The sequence below is a fragment of the Terriglobia bacterium genome (genome assembly GCA_020073085.1).
Classification (GTDB): domain Bacteria; phylum Acidobacteriota; class Terriglobia; order JAIQFV01; family JAIQFV01; genus JAIQFV01.
Window position 1 is genome coordinate 209,274 of record JAIQFV010000013.1, and the last position, 14,062, is coordinate 223,335.

General features: G+C 57.2%; 12 protein-coding genes. All 12 read right to left on the reverse strand.

What is annotated here, in order from left to right:
* Nucleotides 1-608: 608 nt before the first annotated feature.
* The 12 genes from panC to kdpF all read right to left on the reverse strand — a co-directional run bounded on the left by panC (nucleotide 609) and on the right by kdpF (nucleotide 14,052).
* The gene (gene panC, locus LAO21_14915; protein MBZ5554009.1) at nucleotides 609-1,457 is read right to left on the reverse strand and encodes a pantoate--beta-alanine ligase; all 849 of its coding nucleotides are present in this window, start codon (nucleotides 1,455-1,457) and stop codon (nucleotides 609-611) included.
* A complete protein-coding gene (gene panB, locus LAO21_14920) occupies nucleotides 1,423-2,292 on the reverse strand; it encodes a 3-methyl-2-oxobutanoate hydroxymethyltransferase (protein MBZ5554010.1) in 870 nt (289 codons plus the stop codon). The genes panC and panB overlap by 35 nt, the downstream gene beginning before the upstream one ends.
* 553 nt (nucleotides 2,293-2,845) lie before the next feature.
* The gene (locus LAO21_14925) at nucleotides 2,846-3,520 is read right to left on the reverse strand and encodes a deoxynucleoside kinase (protein ID MBZ5554011.1); all 675 of its coding nucleotides are present in this window, start codon (nucleotides 3,518-3,520) and stop codon (nucleotides 2,846-2,848) included.
* A 132-nt stretch (nucleotides 3,521-3,652) separates the two neighbouring features.
* On the reverse strand, nucleotides 3,653-4,360 hold the full coding sequence (locus tag LAO21_14930; GenBank protein ID MBZ5554012.1) for a response regulator transcription factor: 708 nt from the start codon (nucleotides 4,358-4,360) through the stop codon (nucleotides 3,653-3,655).
* Between the two features lie 116 nt (nucleotides 4,361-4,476).
* Nucleotides 4,477-6,033: a DUF4118 domain-containing protein gene (locus LAO21_14935; GenBank protein ID MBZ5554013.1), complete on the reverse strand. Its 1,557-nt coding sequence runs from the start codon at nucleotides 6,031-6,033 to the stop codon at nucleotides 4,477-4,479.
* Between the two features lie 50 nt (nucleotides 6,034-6,083).
* On the reverse strand, nucleotides 6,084-6,305 hold the full coding sequence (locus tag LAO21_14940) for a hypothetical protein (protein MBZ5554014.1): 222 nt from the start codon (nucleotides 6,303-6,305) through the stop codon (nucleotides 6,084-6,086).
* A gap of 28 nt (nucleotides 6,306-6,333) precedes the next feature.
* Entirely contained in the window at nucleotides 6,334-7,497 is a 1,164-nt protein-coding gene (locus LAO21_14945) for a universal stress protein (protein MBZ5554015.1), read from the reverse strand.
* 2 nt (nucleotides 7,498-7,499) lie between these two features.
* Nucleotides 7,500-9,365, reverse strand: coding sequence for a HAMP domain-containing protein (locus LAO21_14950; protein ID MBZ5554016.1), 1,866 nt, complete (start codon nucleotides 9,363-9,365; stop codon nucleotides 7,500-7,502).
* Nucleotides 9,366-9,483: 118 nt separating this feature from the next.
* A complete protein-coding gene (kdpC, locus tag LAO21_14955; GenBank protein MBZ5554017.1) occupies nucleotides 9,484-10,074 on the reverse strand; it encodes a potassium-transporting ATPase subunit KdpC in 591 nt (196 codons plus the stop codon).
* A gap of 12 nt (nucleotides 10,075-10,086) precedes the next feature.
* Complete coding sequence (kdpB, locus tag LAO21_14960) at nucleotides 10,087-12,150, reverse strand: potassium-transporting ATPase subunit KdpB (GenBank protein ID MBZ5554018.1); 2,064 nt, start codon at nucleotides 12,148-12,150, stop codon at nucleotides 10,087-10,089.
* A gap of 11 nt (nucleotides 12,151-12,161) precedes the next feature.
* Complete coding sequence (gene kdpA / locus LAO21_14965; GenBank protein ID MBZ5554019.1) at nucleotides 12,162-13,961, reverse strand: potassium-transporting ATPase subunit KdpA; 1,800 nt, start codon at nucleotides 13,959-13,961, stop codon at nucleotides 12,162-12,164.
* Nucleotide 13,962: 1 nt separating this feature from the next.
* The gene (kdpF, locus tag LAO21_14970; protein ID MBZ5554020.1) at nucleotides 13,963-14,052 is read right to left on the reverse strand and encodes a K(+)-transporting ATPase subunit F; all 90 of its coding nucleotides are present in this window, start codon (nucleotides 14,050-14,052) and stop codon (nucleotides 13,963-13,965) included.
* Nucleotides 14,053-14,062 lie beyond the last annotated feature (10 nt).

Genomic DNA, 14,062 nt, shown 5'->3' on the forward strand with positions numbered 1-14,062 from the left:
ATGACGCCGGAGAAACTGACATAGTTCAACCCGACCGCGAGAGCGCCCGGCGGTTTGAGTCTCAGCCCTCCGTACCGACGGGAAGAGTCTTCCCTGGGCTCTTTCTTCATTCTCTCAACGATGCGAACCACCCCCGCAAAATCCGGCCGCGTTTGCATCGCTCGCAGGAGGGTTGTTCCTTTTTGGTCTCTGCAATCATCCGCTCGTCGCTGTCTCAGAAGAGCAAATTCCAAAGTCCAACTAAAACCGAAGCTGTGAAATGAGCGTCGTCCCTCGCAGGCATGCAAAGAACGCATGCCTGCGGCACCCGACCTTGATCGCATTGCCTGCGGCACCCAGCAAAGTCCAAAATCCAAATAGAACCCAAAGTCCAAGTAAAACCGTAGCCGTGAAATGAGCGTCGTCCCTCGCAGGCATGCAAAGAACGCATGCCTGCGGCACCCGACAGCCCGCGGCACCCGACCTTGATCGCATTGCCTGCGGCACCCAGCAAAGTCCAATATCCAAATAGAACCCAAAATCCAACTAAAACCGAAGCTGTGAAATGAGCGTCGTCCCTCGCAAGCATGCAAAGAACGCATGCCTGCGGCACCCGCCAGTGATTTTGTTTAAGGTGTTTCGGCCGACCAGTTGTCGATTAGACGCGTCGTTCCGAGGTAAGCGGCGACGGCAATCAAAGTCCCCTTCCGAATCGTATCAACCGGACGCAGGGTGGCGGGGTCGACCAATTCGATATAATCGACCCTGGCCAGCGGCTCGCCGTCAAAAACCTTCTTCATGCCTCCGCGAATCACATCCGCATTAGATTCGCCTCTCTCGATCATGGCCCGCGCCCGCAAGAGACTGTGGTGAAGGACCAAGGCCGCCTGGCGTTGGGCAGGGCTCAAATACCGATTTCTTGAACTCATGGCCAGACCGTCGGGTTCGCGCACAATGGGACAGGTTACAATCTGGACATTGAATTTCAGGTCGCGGGTCATCCGTTCGATGAGGATTGCCTGCTGCGCATCCTTTCGTCCGAACACCGCAAAGTCGGGCGTGACAATGTTAAACAGTTTCGCGACCACGGTCGTTACACCGCGGAAATGGCCGGGACGAGTGGTCCCACAGAGGTAACCCCCCCAGCCTTCCACTTCGACAAAGGTACGTGAATCCTCCGGATACATTTCCTCCACCTCAGGGGTGAACAGATATTCAACGTCCAGGGCAGAGAGCATTCGGCAGTCACTTTCGAGATCGCGGGGATATCGGGTGAAGTCCTCGTTGGGACCAAACTGGGTGGGGTTGACAAAGATCGACACGACGACGGTGTCGGCGAGTTCCCGGGCCCGACGAACCAGGCTCAGATGACCTTCGTGCAAGGCCCCCATGGTGGGGACGAATGCGAGGGACTGTTGGCGGGCATGGAGGGCTTTGGCCACCTCACGCATTCGAGATGCTTTGGATACGATTTCCATGCGAAGTTTCCGAATGATAGGATTCCTGGTCGGAAGGGAAGCGGGAGTTGTGGACATCGTCAATGAATTCGGAAATCGCCGCGGCCGCGGATTCGCGAAGGTGCGCGTATTGCCGCACAAACTTGGGAACACGCCCGCTGTTGAGGCCGAGCAGATCGTTCAGGACCAGCACCTGGCCGTCACAGTCAGGTCCTGCACCAATGCCGATGGTGGGGGCCTTGACGGCTGTCGTGATCCGCTGGGCGAGGTCTCGGGGAATTCCTTCGAGGACAATCGAAAACACACCCGCTTCATCGAGGGCCAGGGCATCCTCGAGGATCCGCTCTCCGGCTGCTTCGGTCTGTCCCTGCACCTTGAAGCCGCCGAAATTGAGCAGGGACTGGGGCGTCAGCCCGACGTGTCCCATCACGGGGACTTCCGCGTCCATCAAGCGGTTCACCAGGGAAGCGCGCTTCACGCCGCCTTCCAGTTTGACGGCCTCAGCGCCGCCTTCCTTGACAAAACGGAGAGCATTGCGGACCGCCTCTTCCTCATTGATCTGGAAGGAGCCGTAGGGCATGTCGGCGACCAATAAGGCCCGTACGACACCTCGCCGCACCGCCCGCACATGCATCAACATCTCCTCCATGCCTACGGGCAATGTGGAGTCGTATCCGAGTTGAACCATCCCCACCGAATCGCCGACCAGGATGATGTCGATCCCGGCCTCATCGACGATGCGGGCCATTGTGAAATCATACGCCGTGAGACAGGTGATCTTTTCAGGCTTGAATTTTCTTTGGTAAATCTTCGGGACGGTAACCTTGGCGGGTTGAGAAGTAGTCTGTTGACTCATCGAAGTATCCTCCAAAAGGACTGGTAGAACCTTCACGGGCTTGGCCGGTGATCTGGAGAGCTTGAAGAACCCAAAGGACATCCCTGCCGGCGTCCCGCTCAATAATGCGGATTGATGCGGTCACCTCAGCTGTCCGTCGCCACTCAAGATCTTCAGCCGGTCGAGCTTTTCGGGGACCTATTCTAGTCCAAATGGCCCTCGCGCAAAAGCCATTTTTACATGACATTTTTACATGACTGCTCAGGCCTCCTAATATGCCGCGGTGCTCTTTGTGGGCTTTGATCATTGAAGTTCGGTCGAACCTACTGGGGATGGTAAATAATACTGACAGATGACAGCTTCGCATGAAGTGGCATGCTTTGGTAGCCGTGATCCGCTCGCTTTTCCGCGGATCACGGGTTTTTGCGACCGGCCGGGAAAACCCCGCGATCCCCAAAACCGGGATCACGGCTACCAAAGCTTGTGCAACCCAACCTTCATGGGAGGACGAGTTTCACTATATATGATCATCATCAATAGGAAATTGGGGTTTGAGTTCTTGCTTCTTCCTGGATCATTTGGATTTGAGCGGCAGGTAATATTGGGTGCCTTTGACCGGTTGCTGGAGGCGATGGAGCAAATCATTCAGGTCTTCATTTCGCTCCACGAAGTCGATTTCCGCGGTATTGATCACCAGCAGGTCAGTGGCGCTATAGTGAAAGAAGAAGTGGTCGAAGGCCTTGACGACTTCGGTCAGATAATCGAATGATATCTGACCTTCGAAGTTCTTCTCGCTTTTCTCGATCCGGCGCATGAGCGCTTCGGTTGTGGTCTGAAGGTAGATCACCAGGTCGGGCTTGGGAAGCTGCTCGCTCAATAAAGCAAAGTACTGTTCGTAAATGCGCAGTTCCTCATCGCCGAGATTAATGAAGGCAAAAATCTTATCTCTTTCAAAAATGAAATCGCTCAGAATGGTCGAGGCATAGGGGGAGGAAGAGTCGAACTCCTTGAGCAACCGATACCGCTGCATCAGGAAGTACATCTGGGAAGCGAAGGCAGCTCCCGACCGATCCTCATAAAAATCTCTCAAGAAGGGATTGTCCCTGCAGTCCAGGATCCGGCGGGCGTGGACGCGCTCAGCCAGGATCTCGACCAGCCGCGATTTTCCAACGTGAATCGGACCTTCAATGGCAATGTAGCGGGGATGAAGGGCCTGCGTCTGTGAGCCGAAAAACGCACGGGGTGGCATACGTGCCGGGATTATAGGGAAGTCAAAATCTTAACGCAACGTCGAATTGGAGGACGTTTGACCTTTGGGTTTCCTTGCTGCCGGAAGAGGGGAGTTCGATCCTTCAAGGGTTCGGCCCCAACGTGCTGGTACCTAATCACCTGGATTCAGGCGATAGCCCACCCAGGGTTCAGTCAGGATATATCGTGGGTTTTGGGGAGCAGGTTCGATCTTCCGCCGCAACTGGTTGATGAACACCCGGAGGTATTCCGTTTGATCCGACGATTCCCACCCCCACACGGCCTGAAGCAGGGAGCGATGGGTCACCACCTTGCCGGCGTTGCTGACGAGATACTTGAGCACCTCAAATTCCTTGGGAGTGAGCTTGACTTCCCTTCCCGCCACCGTGACGCGACGCTCGTCGGTATTGAGCGTAATGTCGCCAACCGTCCAGGTGGCGCTTCCCGGAGTCGAAGACGAAACGCGACGCAGCACGGCCCGCAGTCGTGCCAGGAGCTCCTCCATGCTGAACGGTTTTGTGACATAGTCATCCGCCCCCAAATCCAGCGCCGAGACTTTATCCTTTTCGGAGCCGCGGGCCGAGAGCACAATGATTGGCACGTCTGAAAACTCGCGCAATCGACGGCACACCTCCAGCCCGGACATGCCCGGCATCATCAGATCCAGGATGATGACGTCCGGCAGTTCCTTGCGAATCTCCTCCAATGCCTCTTCCCCTGAAGCCGCTGTCCGGACGTCAAACCCTCGCACCGGCAAACTGGTGCGCATGACCCGCAGGATTTGCGGTTCATCATCGACGACGAGCAGAATGGGCTTGCGGGCGAGAGAGGGAAGCGACATGAGTTTCCGAAAAGTTCCAGTCCCCACGAGGGCCCTCGAATGAGGTCTCCCTTGGGGAAAATCGAGAATTGCTCCTTCTCGAATCAACGACTTCAGGTGTTGCCGAGGTGTCTGGGTTAAGGCTCCTCACCCGCAGCCACCACCTCGGGGGTTTCCTTGCATTCGACCGGGATCCTCAAGGTAAACGTGGCGCCGCCTTCAGGATTGTTTTCGCACCCGATGCTGCCCCCGTGGGCTTCAGCGATGCCTCGGGCGATGGGGAGGCCCATGCCGGTCCCTTCGCCGCGACGCATCGAAGAATGCCGGCCGCGGTAGAATTTGTCAAAGATGCGTTCCATTTCCTCGTGCGCAATCCCCGGTCCGTGATCCCGGACTGTAAATATCAAATGCCCACTCTCAATGCGGGATTGCAGGAGAATCTTCGTGCCCGGCGGAGAATACTGGCCTGCATTTTCGACCAGGTTGGAGAGTGCCTGGGCGATGAGGCGCGAGTCCATCTCCACCAGCGGCAAGCTCTCCTTCAAATCAATATCCACCGAATGATCCTGGGTGACAGAGAAGCACCGGTTGAGCACTTGCGTGATGACCTCAGAGATTGCCCCCCATTGCCTTGAGGGGCGCAGCTCTCGCGCTTCAATCCGGGCCATCTCCAACAGGTTGTCGACCAGGCGGGACAGTCGGCCAACCTCTTCGCTGATGATAAGATGAAACTCCCGCAGGGTGGCTTTATCCCATTCCACCTCGTTTTGAAGCAGGTTGTCAATCGAGGCCCGGATCGAAGTGAGGGGCGTCCGCAAGTCATGTGAAACCGATGCCAGCAACGCCGATTTCAATTCATTGCTCTGTCGCAAGGCTTCGGTCCGGCTGAGTTCTTTGAGGAAACGAGCCCGCTCGAGGGCGAGCGCCACCAGTCCCGCCATGGCGTCCAGTGTTTCTCGTTCCACCGGCCGCGAAATCATGACGAGCACACCGATGGATTTCACACCCACCCGCAGAGGCGTACATGCGATTGTTTCGCCACCCCGTGTCGCCTGCTTATCGTCCTGCAGGTCAATTCGGTGGGGCATCAATCGGGTTTCGCCGGATTCGAACACCTCATCCAATACCCGTTCCGACGGGGGAAAGGAGCTGAGGTCCGACGCATCGGCAGCGGTCGCGGCCCGTTGCCAGTCACCCTCATCGTCCCGGATAAAAACCGAGCAATGACCGGCGTGGAAAATCTCAACCACCTGGCGGGCGATCGACGAAACCGCGGTCTCGGTTTCCGTACTCATAATGATGGCTCGACCCAGTTGAAACAGCTTCCACATCTCTTGCCTTCGGTCCTCGGCATCCTGCGTCCGGGAGCGGGCGGTCGAGGAAAGATGACTCGCAATGATCGCGGTAACCAGGAAGGCGGTCAATGCAATCCAGTTTTGCGGGTCTTGAATGGTGAATGTTCCCAGGGGGGGGAGGAAAAAGTAGTTGAAGCACAACATGCCTGCAATCGAGGCCAGGATGGCGGGGCCGAGTCCGGAAGCCGAGGCGGAGAGGAGCACGACCAGCAGAAAACTGAGCGCCACCGTGGTGTTGTTGACTCTCGGGATGAGGAACTTGTAGAGAGCGACAACGACGGCCACACCCGCTGCTGAGGCGGCATAGTCGATCCAGTTCTGACGAGTAGTCACCTTCACGAAGGGTGATTATATACCGGATTGGAGAAATCCTGTTACCTGCCCCCGGCTCAGCCTGTTCGTCGAGCCTGATGCCATCGCCGGGCGGCCACCAGGGACCAAACAGCCTCCACCAATCCAAACGGCCAGGCGCCCTGGAGGAACCCGTAAACCGACCCAAGCGCACACGCTACAGCGAAGGACAATATGAACCAGCGACTGCGGTGCTCCAGGGCGTAGCATACCAGCATCGCGACAACGGCGAACAGTCCAAAGGCCGAAAGTGGGCTCATACGGGCTCGCTTGTTCCCTCCCTGTGTGTTATCGGCGCGGGATATCTCCTGGGGGGATCACCTGGACGGCAGCATCTCTCACGGCAGAAAGAAACCGGTTGATGATCGATCCCCTCAACAGAATCTCCCACCGTGAGCGCGCCGACTGCCCGAAGATGACATGAGTAATCCCTTCCCGTTTTGCAAATTCAATAAGGGCGTCCGCCACTTTTCCGGACTTGAGATTCACCACCGTGGCGCCCAGGTCCTCCGCCAGCATTGTGTTCTGCTGCAACTGAGCGGCATCTTCAGGTTTCAATGGAGTTGCAGAGGCGCCGGTGGTATCCACATGAACCGCAAACCACACGGCACCCAGCCGGCCCGCAATGCGCGCACCCGTTCGGAGCAATTTGAGCGCCGTCGAACTCGATGACATGGAGACCATGACTTTTTCAGGAATCTGGGCCGGTTCAAGGCCTTCGCGTGCCCGGTATTGGGCAGCCTTGGCTCCCACCTCCTCGGCGACCGCACGTAGTGCCAGCTCGCGCAGGGTGGAAAGATTTCCTTTTCGAAAGAAGTTCGTCAGCGCCTGTTCAATTTTTTCGGGCTTGTAAATTTTCCCCTGCCGGAGTCGATTGCGAAGTTCCTCCACGGTCACATCCACATTGACCACTTCGTCGGCGCGTTTGAGAAAGCTGTCCGGGACGGTTTCGCGGACGCGCACCCCGGAAGAACGGGCAATCACATCGTTGAGGGTTTCGAGGTGCTGGATGTTGACCGCCGTCATGACATGGATTCCCGCCTCGAGAATGTCCAGCACATCCTCATAGCGCTTGCGATTTTTGGATCCCGGCACGTTACTGTGCGCCAGTTCGTCGACGAGGCAAACCTGCGGCTTGCGAGCCACGATGGCGTCCACATCCATCTCTTCGAGCACGACCCCGCGGTAGCCAATCTTCTTTCGAGGGATAATCTCCAGATCCGCAATCTTGGCTTCGGTCTCGGCCCGTCCGTATGTTTCGACGAATCCGATGACCGTGTCATACCCCTGTTTGCGCAGGATGTGGGCGTCCTGGAGCATTTCGTAGGTCTTGCCCACGCCCGGTGCCGCGCCAACATAAATGCGCAGACGGGCCCGCTCCGACTCACCCAGCTTGGCGAGCAGCGATTCGGCGCTCGGCCGTGAAGTGGCGTCGGGGGTCTTCACGCTCATGTCTATACTCGCGCACCCATTGTAGAACCGCCTAAAGGAAGGGTAAAGGTGAACACAGTCCCTGAGCCCACAACACTGGAGACGGCTACCTGTCCACCCTCGGCTTGCACCAATCGTTTCACCAGGGCCAAACCTAATCCCGTTCCCCCCCCTGGTTTTCCCTGGGCATGGACGAACCGGCTGAAAATGTTGGGCAGGTCTTCCTCGGGTATTCCCTCGCCGGTGTCCCGAACGGAGAATACCACATTGTTCTCCCGCTCCTCTGCGGAGATCGTCACTTGTCCGTCGCGAGGGGTGTGTCGAAGCGCATTTGACAGCAGATTGTCAAAGACCCGTTTCACCGCTTGCCGATCGGCCAGGATGTAAGGCAGATCCGGCGCGACGGTGTGATCCAATTTTAAATGGCGACTATCGGCCAGGGCGGCATGTTGGAGAACGGCCTCCCGCACCAGATCAACGGGCCGGCATGCCTCCAAAGACATCTGATGTGCTCCCGAGTCAATCTCGGCGAGTTGGAGCAGATCCCCCATCAAATCATCGAGCTGTTCGGCATTACGGCGCGCGTCCATCAACAAGTCCAATTGCTGGTCAGTCAACTCGCCGGTATAGTGTCCCGCCAGGGTATGCAGTGCCAATTGAAGCGAATGGAGTGGAGTGCGCAATTTGCCCGAGGCGATGGAAATGAAGTCGCTCTTGATCCGGTCCACATCGCGAAGGGCGGTGATGTCCTCCAGAAGTGTGACCGCACCGAGGAGTCTCCCGTTCTCATCCCGCATCGGCGTGGTTCGCAAGCGGTAACTCCGGTCGGCTCCCCCCACTTTCACAGGCACCAACGCCGCCTCGGTCTCTTCCGCGACCGGGCGTTGCATGGAGACCGCCGCCTCGACCGCGCGCAAGATGGGTCCCCCGGCACTAAAATCAGCAAGTGATAGACCCCGGCCGATGTCTTCGGCACTCTTGGAGACACCAAACAGTTGAGCGGCGGTGTGGTTCAACTTGATCACCCGGCCCTGCGCATCCGTCACAATGACGGGCTCGTAAATGGATTCGATCACGGCGTTCGATTTCTTCTGTTCGATCTGCAACTGCCAGTAATTGGACTTCCTCAGGTCTTTGAGGTGAACGGCCATACGGTTGAACTCAGCCGCTAAGATTCCGATTTCATCCTCCGAAGAAATGTCAATGTGCTGGTCGAAATCGCCCTCGGCGATCTGCTGGGCTTTTTCCGTGAACACGAGGAGGGGATCGACGATATACGCGGAAAAACGCCACGCGAACGCGAGGGCAAAAAGGACGCCGAAAAACACAACCGTCACGGTCGAGGCCTGGGCATTCCAGGATTCGGACAAGGCGCGCCCGTTGGCATTCACCATCGCCTGCTGGTTCAGATGCAGCAGGTCATCCAGCCGGTTTTTCAGGTCGATGAAGGAGGGCTCAAGCCGGTCAAAGTAAACCTTCGAATCCCCTGTCGGTGGGCGGGCTTCCTTCACACCCAGAAAATCTTCCAGCAGGCGGCTGTACCCGGAATTCTTTGTCTCGATATCACTTATGATTCTATCTTCGCCGGGTTCGGTGACATTGTGAGCGGCAATTTGGAATTGCTGCGCAAACTTCTGTGCATTGGCTGAGAACTGCTGCCTGGCCTTGTCCTGGTGGCCCGCGATAAAAAACATGGCGGCCGAGTCCTCCCGCTCGAGCGCTTCCTTCATGTTTTCAGCAGCGACAATGCTCTTGTAGTTGTTGGAGAGGATGGTATCCACGTTTCGGCCGAGGCGAATAAAATGATAAATGCTTACCGCGCTGACCCCCAATATGACAAGGGTCAGTAATCCATAACTATACGCAAGTTTTTTCCTCAGGGTTTTCATGGTCTATCCTTACTGAGAGATCCCGGCGCCCCTTCTCACGATGCATGGACCCTCTGCGTGCCGGGGGCGCCGAGATGGGTCTTGGATCATCCATCATGTCACCGAAGCGGTCTAATTCCTATTTCGCTACCCGCTGCCTTGATGCAGGGAATTTCTCATCTAATTCAAGATTGAGTTCCAGAACGTTCACTCTCGGTTCACCGAGAAATCCCAATTGCCTGCCTTCCGTGTGTTTGGCCACGAGCCCTTGGAGATCCTCCCGCCCGGCACCCCGCTCTTTAGCGACGCGCGGCACTTGGAATGCAGCAGCGGCAGGGGAAATGTGCGGATCCAGGCCTGAACCTGAAGCCGTCACCAAATCGATCGGAACCGGCACACCCGGATTCTCTGCCTGTAGGGCGGCGACATCTGCTTTCACTCGATCAATCAATTGGTGATTGGTGGGGCCGAATTGCGATCCGTTGGAATTGGCAGCATCATAGCCGTTTCCGGCTGCCGAAGGGCGAGAGTGGAAATACCCCGAGCCCGTGAACCCCTGTCCGATGATCGCGGATCCGACAACCTTGCCATCCTTTTGAATTAACTGCCCATTGGCCTGTTTCGGGAATAAGAACTGCGCAATCCCTGTCAGCACCAGCGGATAGATGATCCCCAGCAGAATCGTCGTGGCCAGGGTCATTAATACTGCAGTGAGAAGGTTCTTCTTCATGGCGAATTCCTCTTAGGCCAGTCCCATACGAGTAATCAGCATGTCGATCAGTTTGATCCCAATGAATGGGATAATGATTCCACCGACGCCATAGATCCACAGATTGCGTCGCAGGAGCGCTGCGGCGCCGAGCGGGCGGTACTTCACCCCGCGCAGTGCCAGGGGAATCAAAGCGACGATGATCAGGGCGTTAAAAATCACCGCGGAGAGCACCGCGGACTCGGGGGTGCGCAGGCGCATGATGTTCAGCGCATTCAGGACGGGGAAGGTTCCCGCGAACATTGCGGGAATGATGGCAAAGTATTTTGCCACATCGTTGGCGATGGAAAATGTAGTTAACGCTCCTCGCGTCATGAGCAATTGTTTGCCGATTTCCACGATCTCGATGAGCTTGGTGGGGTTGGAATCGAGGTCGACCATATTGCCGGCCTCTTTGGCGGGCATGGTTCCGGTATTCATTGCGACGCCGACGTCGGCCTGCGCCAGGGCGGGCGCATCGTTGGTGCCGTCGCCCGTCATGGCCACCAGCTTTCCTTGCGCCTGCTCGCGCCGGATCAAATCCATTTTGTCCTGGGGTTTGGCTTCCGCCAGGAAATCATCGACGCCCGCCTCGCGAGCGATGGCCGCGGCTGTCAGGGGATTGTCGCCGGTGATCATCACGGTTCGGATGCCCATTTGCCGCAGGTGGTCAAACCGCTCTCGCATGCCCCCTTTGACAATGTCTTTCAGGTGAATCACCCCCAGCGCCCGATTCCGGTCGGCGACCACAAGCGGTGTTCCGCCCGTGCTTGAAATTCTCTCGACGAAGGCCTTTAATTCTTTGGGTACCGTGCCTTCCTGGGAAACGATGTATTCAATGATAGCGTCGGCGGCGCCTTTACGGATGCTGCGGCCGTTGAGGTCGACCCCCGACATCCGGGTGTGCGCGGAGAATGGGATGAAATGCGCCTCATGGGCGGCCAGTTCCCGTCCGCGCAATCCGTATTTGGTCTTGGCCAGCACAACGATGGAGCGGCCCTCCGGGGTTTCGTCGGAAAGACTGGAGAGCTGTGCGGCGTCAGCGATTTCATTCTCCTCTATGCCGGGGAGCGGAATGAACTCGACCGCCTGACGGTTGCCGAGGGTGATGGTCCCCGTCTTGTCCAAGAGCAATGTGTTTACGTCGCCGGCCGCTTCCACGGCGCGACCAGACATAGCCAGAACATTGTGCTGAATCACGCGATCCATGCCGGCAATGCCAATAGCAGAAAGCAATCCGCCGATTGTTGTTGGAATCAAACACACGAGCAACGAGACCAGGACAAACACGGTTTGCGGAGTGCCCGAATAAATGGCGAACGGCTGCAACGTGACGACTGCGAGAAGAAAGATGATAGTTAATCCGGCGAGCAGGATGTTCAGCGCAATTTCGTTGGGCGTCTTCTGCCGCTCCGCCCCCTCGACGAGGGCGATCATCCGATCGAGAAAGGTTTCTCCGGGATTGGAACTGATGCAGATCTTGATCCAGTCAGAGATGACTCGCGTGCCGCCCGTGACCGCCGAACGGTCGCCCCCCGACTCACGGATCACCGGCGCACTTTCGCCCGTGATGGCCGACTCGTCCACGGAGGCGACGCCCTCGGTGACCTCTCCATCACCGGGAATGAACTCACCCGCCTTCACCAGGACAACGTCCCCCTTCCGTAATTTGGAGGCGGGGGTTTGAATGGTTTGAACTCCTTCAACCCCGGGTCCCTGGTCTTTGAAAACGAGATTGGCCAACGTCTCAGTTTTGGCCTTGCGGAGCGTATCCGCCTGGGCTTTGCCGCGTCCTTCGGCCATGGCTTCGGCAAAGTTTGCAAACAACACCGTGAACCATAGCCACAGCGTGATCTGCAAGTTGAACCTTAAGCCGGGGTGCCCTTGAAGGACATCGCGCAGGAGCAGCGCCGTGGTAATCACGCTTCCGATTTCCACCACAAACATGACGGGGTTCCCCATCATCTTTCGTGGATTCAATTTCAGGAAGGCATCCCAGATGGCCCTCCGGACAATTCCCCAATCCCAAACTGCTTTCTTCTTTGTTTTAGCCGTCATCGTAGAATCCTTCAGAAGACTTTGCCCGCGCTCATGAGCAGATGCTCAAGGATCGGGCCGAGACTGAGCGCCGGGAAGAATGTCAGCGCCCCGACAATCAAGATCACGCCCATTAAGAGCACTGTGAAGAGCGGGGTGGTCACAGGAAAAGTACCCAGCGAAGGAGGAACATATTTCTTCCGCGCCAGGTTGCCGGCAATTCCCAACATGGGGATGATCATGAAAAACCGGCCCACCAGCATGGTGATGCCACCAGAGGTGTTGTACCAGGGCGTGTTCCCGGTGAGACCACCGAAGGCGGAGCCATTGTTGCCCGCCTGGGACGTAAAGGCGTACAGGATTTGTGTCAAGCCGTGCGGACCCGGATTGCTGATGCTCGAGGTGCCGAATCCCACGACCGAGGAGATTGCCGTGAAAACAAGAATGACAAGTGGAAATACGAGTGCTACCAGCATCGCCATCTTGACGTCGTAGGCTTCGATCTTTTTTCCGAGATACTCCGGCGTACGGCCCACCATCAACCCCGCAATAAACACGGCCAGCACCACATAAATCAGAATGCCGTACATCCCCGCCCCGACTCCTCCGAAGATGACCTCGCTCAACATGATGTTCACGAGCGGAACCATGCCTCCCAGCGGCGTATATGAATCATGCCACCCGTTGATCGCCCCGCAGCTGGCGTCGGTGGTCACGGTCGCGAACAGCGACGAGTTGGCGATGCCAAAGCGGACCTCTTTTCCCTCCATGTTTCCGCCCGGTTGGAGAGCGCCTGCCCGCTGATCCACCCCCGGCAGGAGGGGATTTCCGTGTGCCTCTGCCCAATAGGCGGCCGTCACACCGGCCAGGAACAGGATCGCCATCGCCGCCCACACGGCCCAGCCATGGCGCTGTGAGCCTGTCATTCGGCCGAGGGTGTAAGTGAGCCCCGCTCCGATGGCAAAAATCGAAAACATCTCGATGAGGTTTGACAGCGGAGTCGGATTCTCAAAGGGGTGTGCGCTGTTCGCATTAAAAAACCCACCGCCGTTCGTACCCCACTCCTTGATGATCTCCTGCGACGCCACCGGACCCTGCGCGATGGTTTGTTCGGCTACCGTATCCATCACAGGCTTGCCGTCGGGCCCGATCATTGGCTTCCCATCTGGGCCGACTTTCTGCACCTGGAACGGCTCGACCAGTGCAGTCTTCTCGTACGGTCGAAGATTCTGAACGACGCCTTGCGAGACCAGCAGCAACGTCCCGACGAAGCAGAACGGCAGCAGCACCCACAGGCAGCTCCGAATCAGGTCGACCCAGAAGTTGCCAATGGTCTCCATCTGTCGACGCGCGATGCCGCGGATGAATGCGATGGCCAGTGCGATGCCCACCGCCGCCGAGACGAAATTGTGGTAGGCGAGCCCCGCCATCTGAGTGAAATAGCTCATCGTCGTTTCGCCGCCATAGTTCTGCCAATTCGTGTTCGTCGTAAAGGAAGCCGCCGTGTTGAACGCCAGAGGAGGGGGTGACACTGCGCCGAGCTGTTGCGGGTTGAATGGCAGGAAACCTTGCAGCCGTTCGATCAGGTACAACAGCAGCATCGAGACGACACTGAACAGGAGCATAGCCCCGGCATACTCGGTCCAGCGCATCTCGTGATTTTCATCCACCCCCGTGAGACGGTAGAGCAGGCGCTCCATCGGCCGCAACACGGGATCCATAAATGTCCGCTCGCGGCTGAACACATGGGCCATAAAGACACCCATCGGCTTGGTGACGGCAAAAATCAACACAAGATAGAAGATTATCTGAAGCCATCCATTGGCGGTCATGTCAGAATTTCTCCGGTCGCAACAGCGCGTAAAGGAGGTACACCATCACCAGAACACTCACGGCCAGCAAGATGATCGACTCGAGATTCATGTCCCCCCAC

Excerpts from the sequence above, each read along its gene's own strand:
- panC (MBZ5554009.1), bottom strand. The coding sequence starts at position 1,457 with ATGGAAATCGTATCCAAAGCATCTCGAATGCGTGAGGTGGCCAAAGCC.
- panB (MBZ5554010.1), bottom strand. The coding sequence starts at position 2,292 with ATGAGTCAACAGACTACTTCTCAACCCGCCAAGGTTACCGTCCCGAAG.
- LAO21_14925 (MBZ5554011.1), bottom strand. The coding sequence starts at position 3,520 with ATGCCACCCCGTGCGTTTTTCGGCTCACAGACGCAGGCCCTTCATCCC.
- LAO21_14930 (MBZ5554012.1), bottom strand. The coding sequence starts at position 4,360 with ATGTCGCTTCCCTCTCTCGCCCGCAAGCCCATTCTGCTCGTCGTCGAT.
- LAO21_14940 (MBZ5554014.1), bottom strand. The coding sequence starts at position 6,305 with ATGAGCCCACTTTCGGCCTTTGGACTGTTCGCCGTTGTCGCGATGCTG.
- LAO21_14945 (MBZ5554015.1), bottom strand. The coding sequence starts at position 7,497 with ATGAGCGTGAAGACCCCCGACGCCACTTCACGGCCGAGCGCCGAATCG.
- LAO21_14950 (MBZ5554016.1), bottom strand. The coding sequence starts at position 9,365 with ATGAAAACCCTGAGGAAAAAACTTGCGTATAGTTATGGATTACTGACC.
- kdpC (MBZ5554017.1), bottom strand. The coding sequence starts at position 10,074 with ATGAAGAAGAACCTTCTCACTGCAGTATTAATGACCCTGGCCACGACG.
- kdpB (MBZ5554018.1), bottom strand. The coding sequence starts at position 12,150 with ATGACGGCTAAAACAAAGAAGAAAGCAGTTTGGGATTGGGGAATTGTC.
- kdpA (MBZ5554019.1), bottom strand. The coding sequence starts at position 13,961 with ATGACCGCCAATGGATGGCTTCAGATAATCTTCTATCTTGTGTTGATT.
- kdpF (MBZ5554020.1), bottom strand. The coding sequence starts at position 14,052 with ATGAATCTCGAGTCGATCATCTTGCTGGCCGTGAGTGTTCTGGTGATG.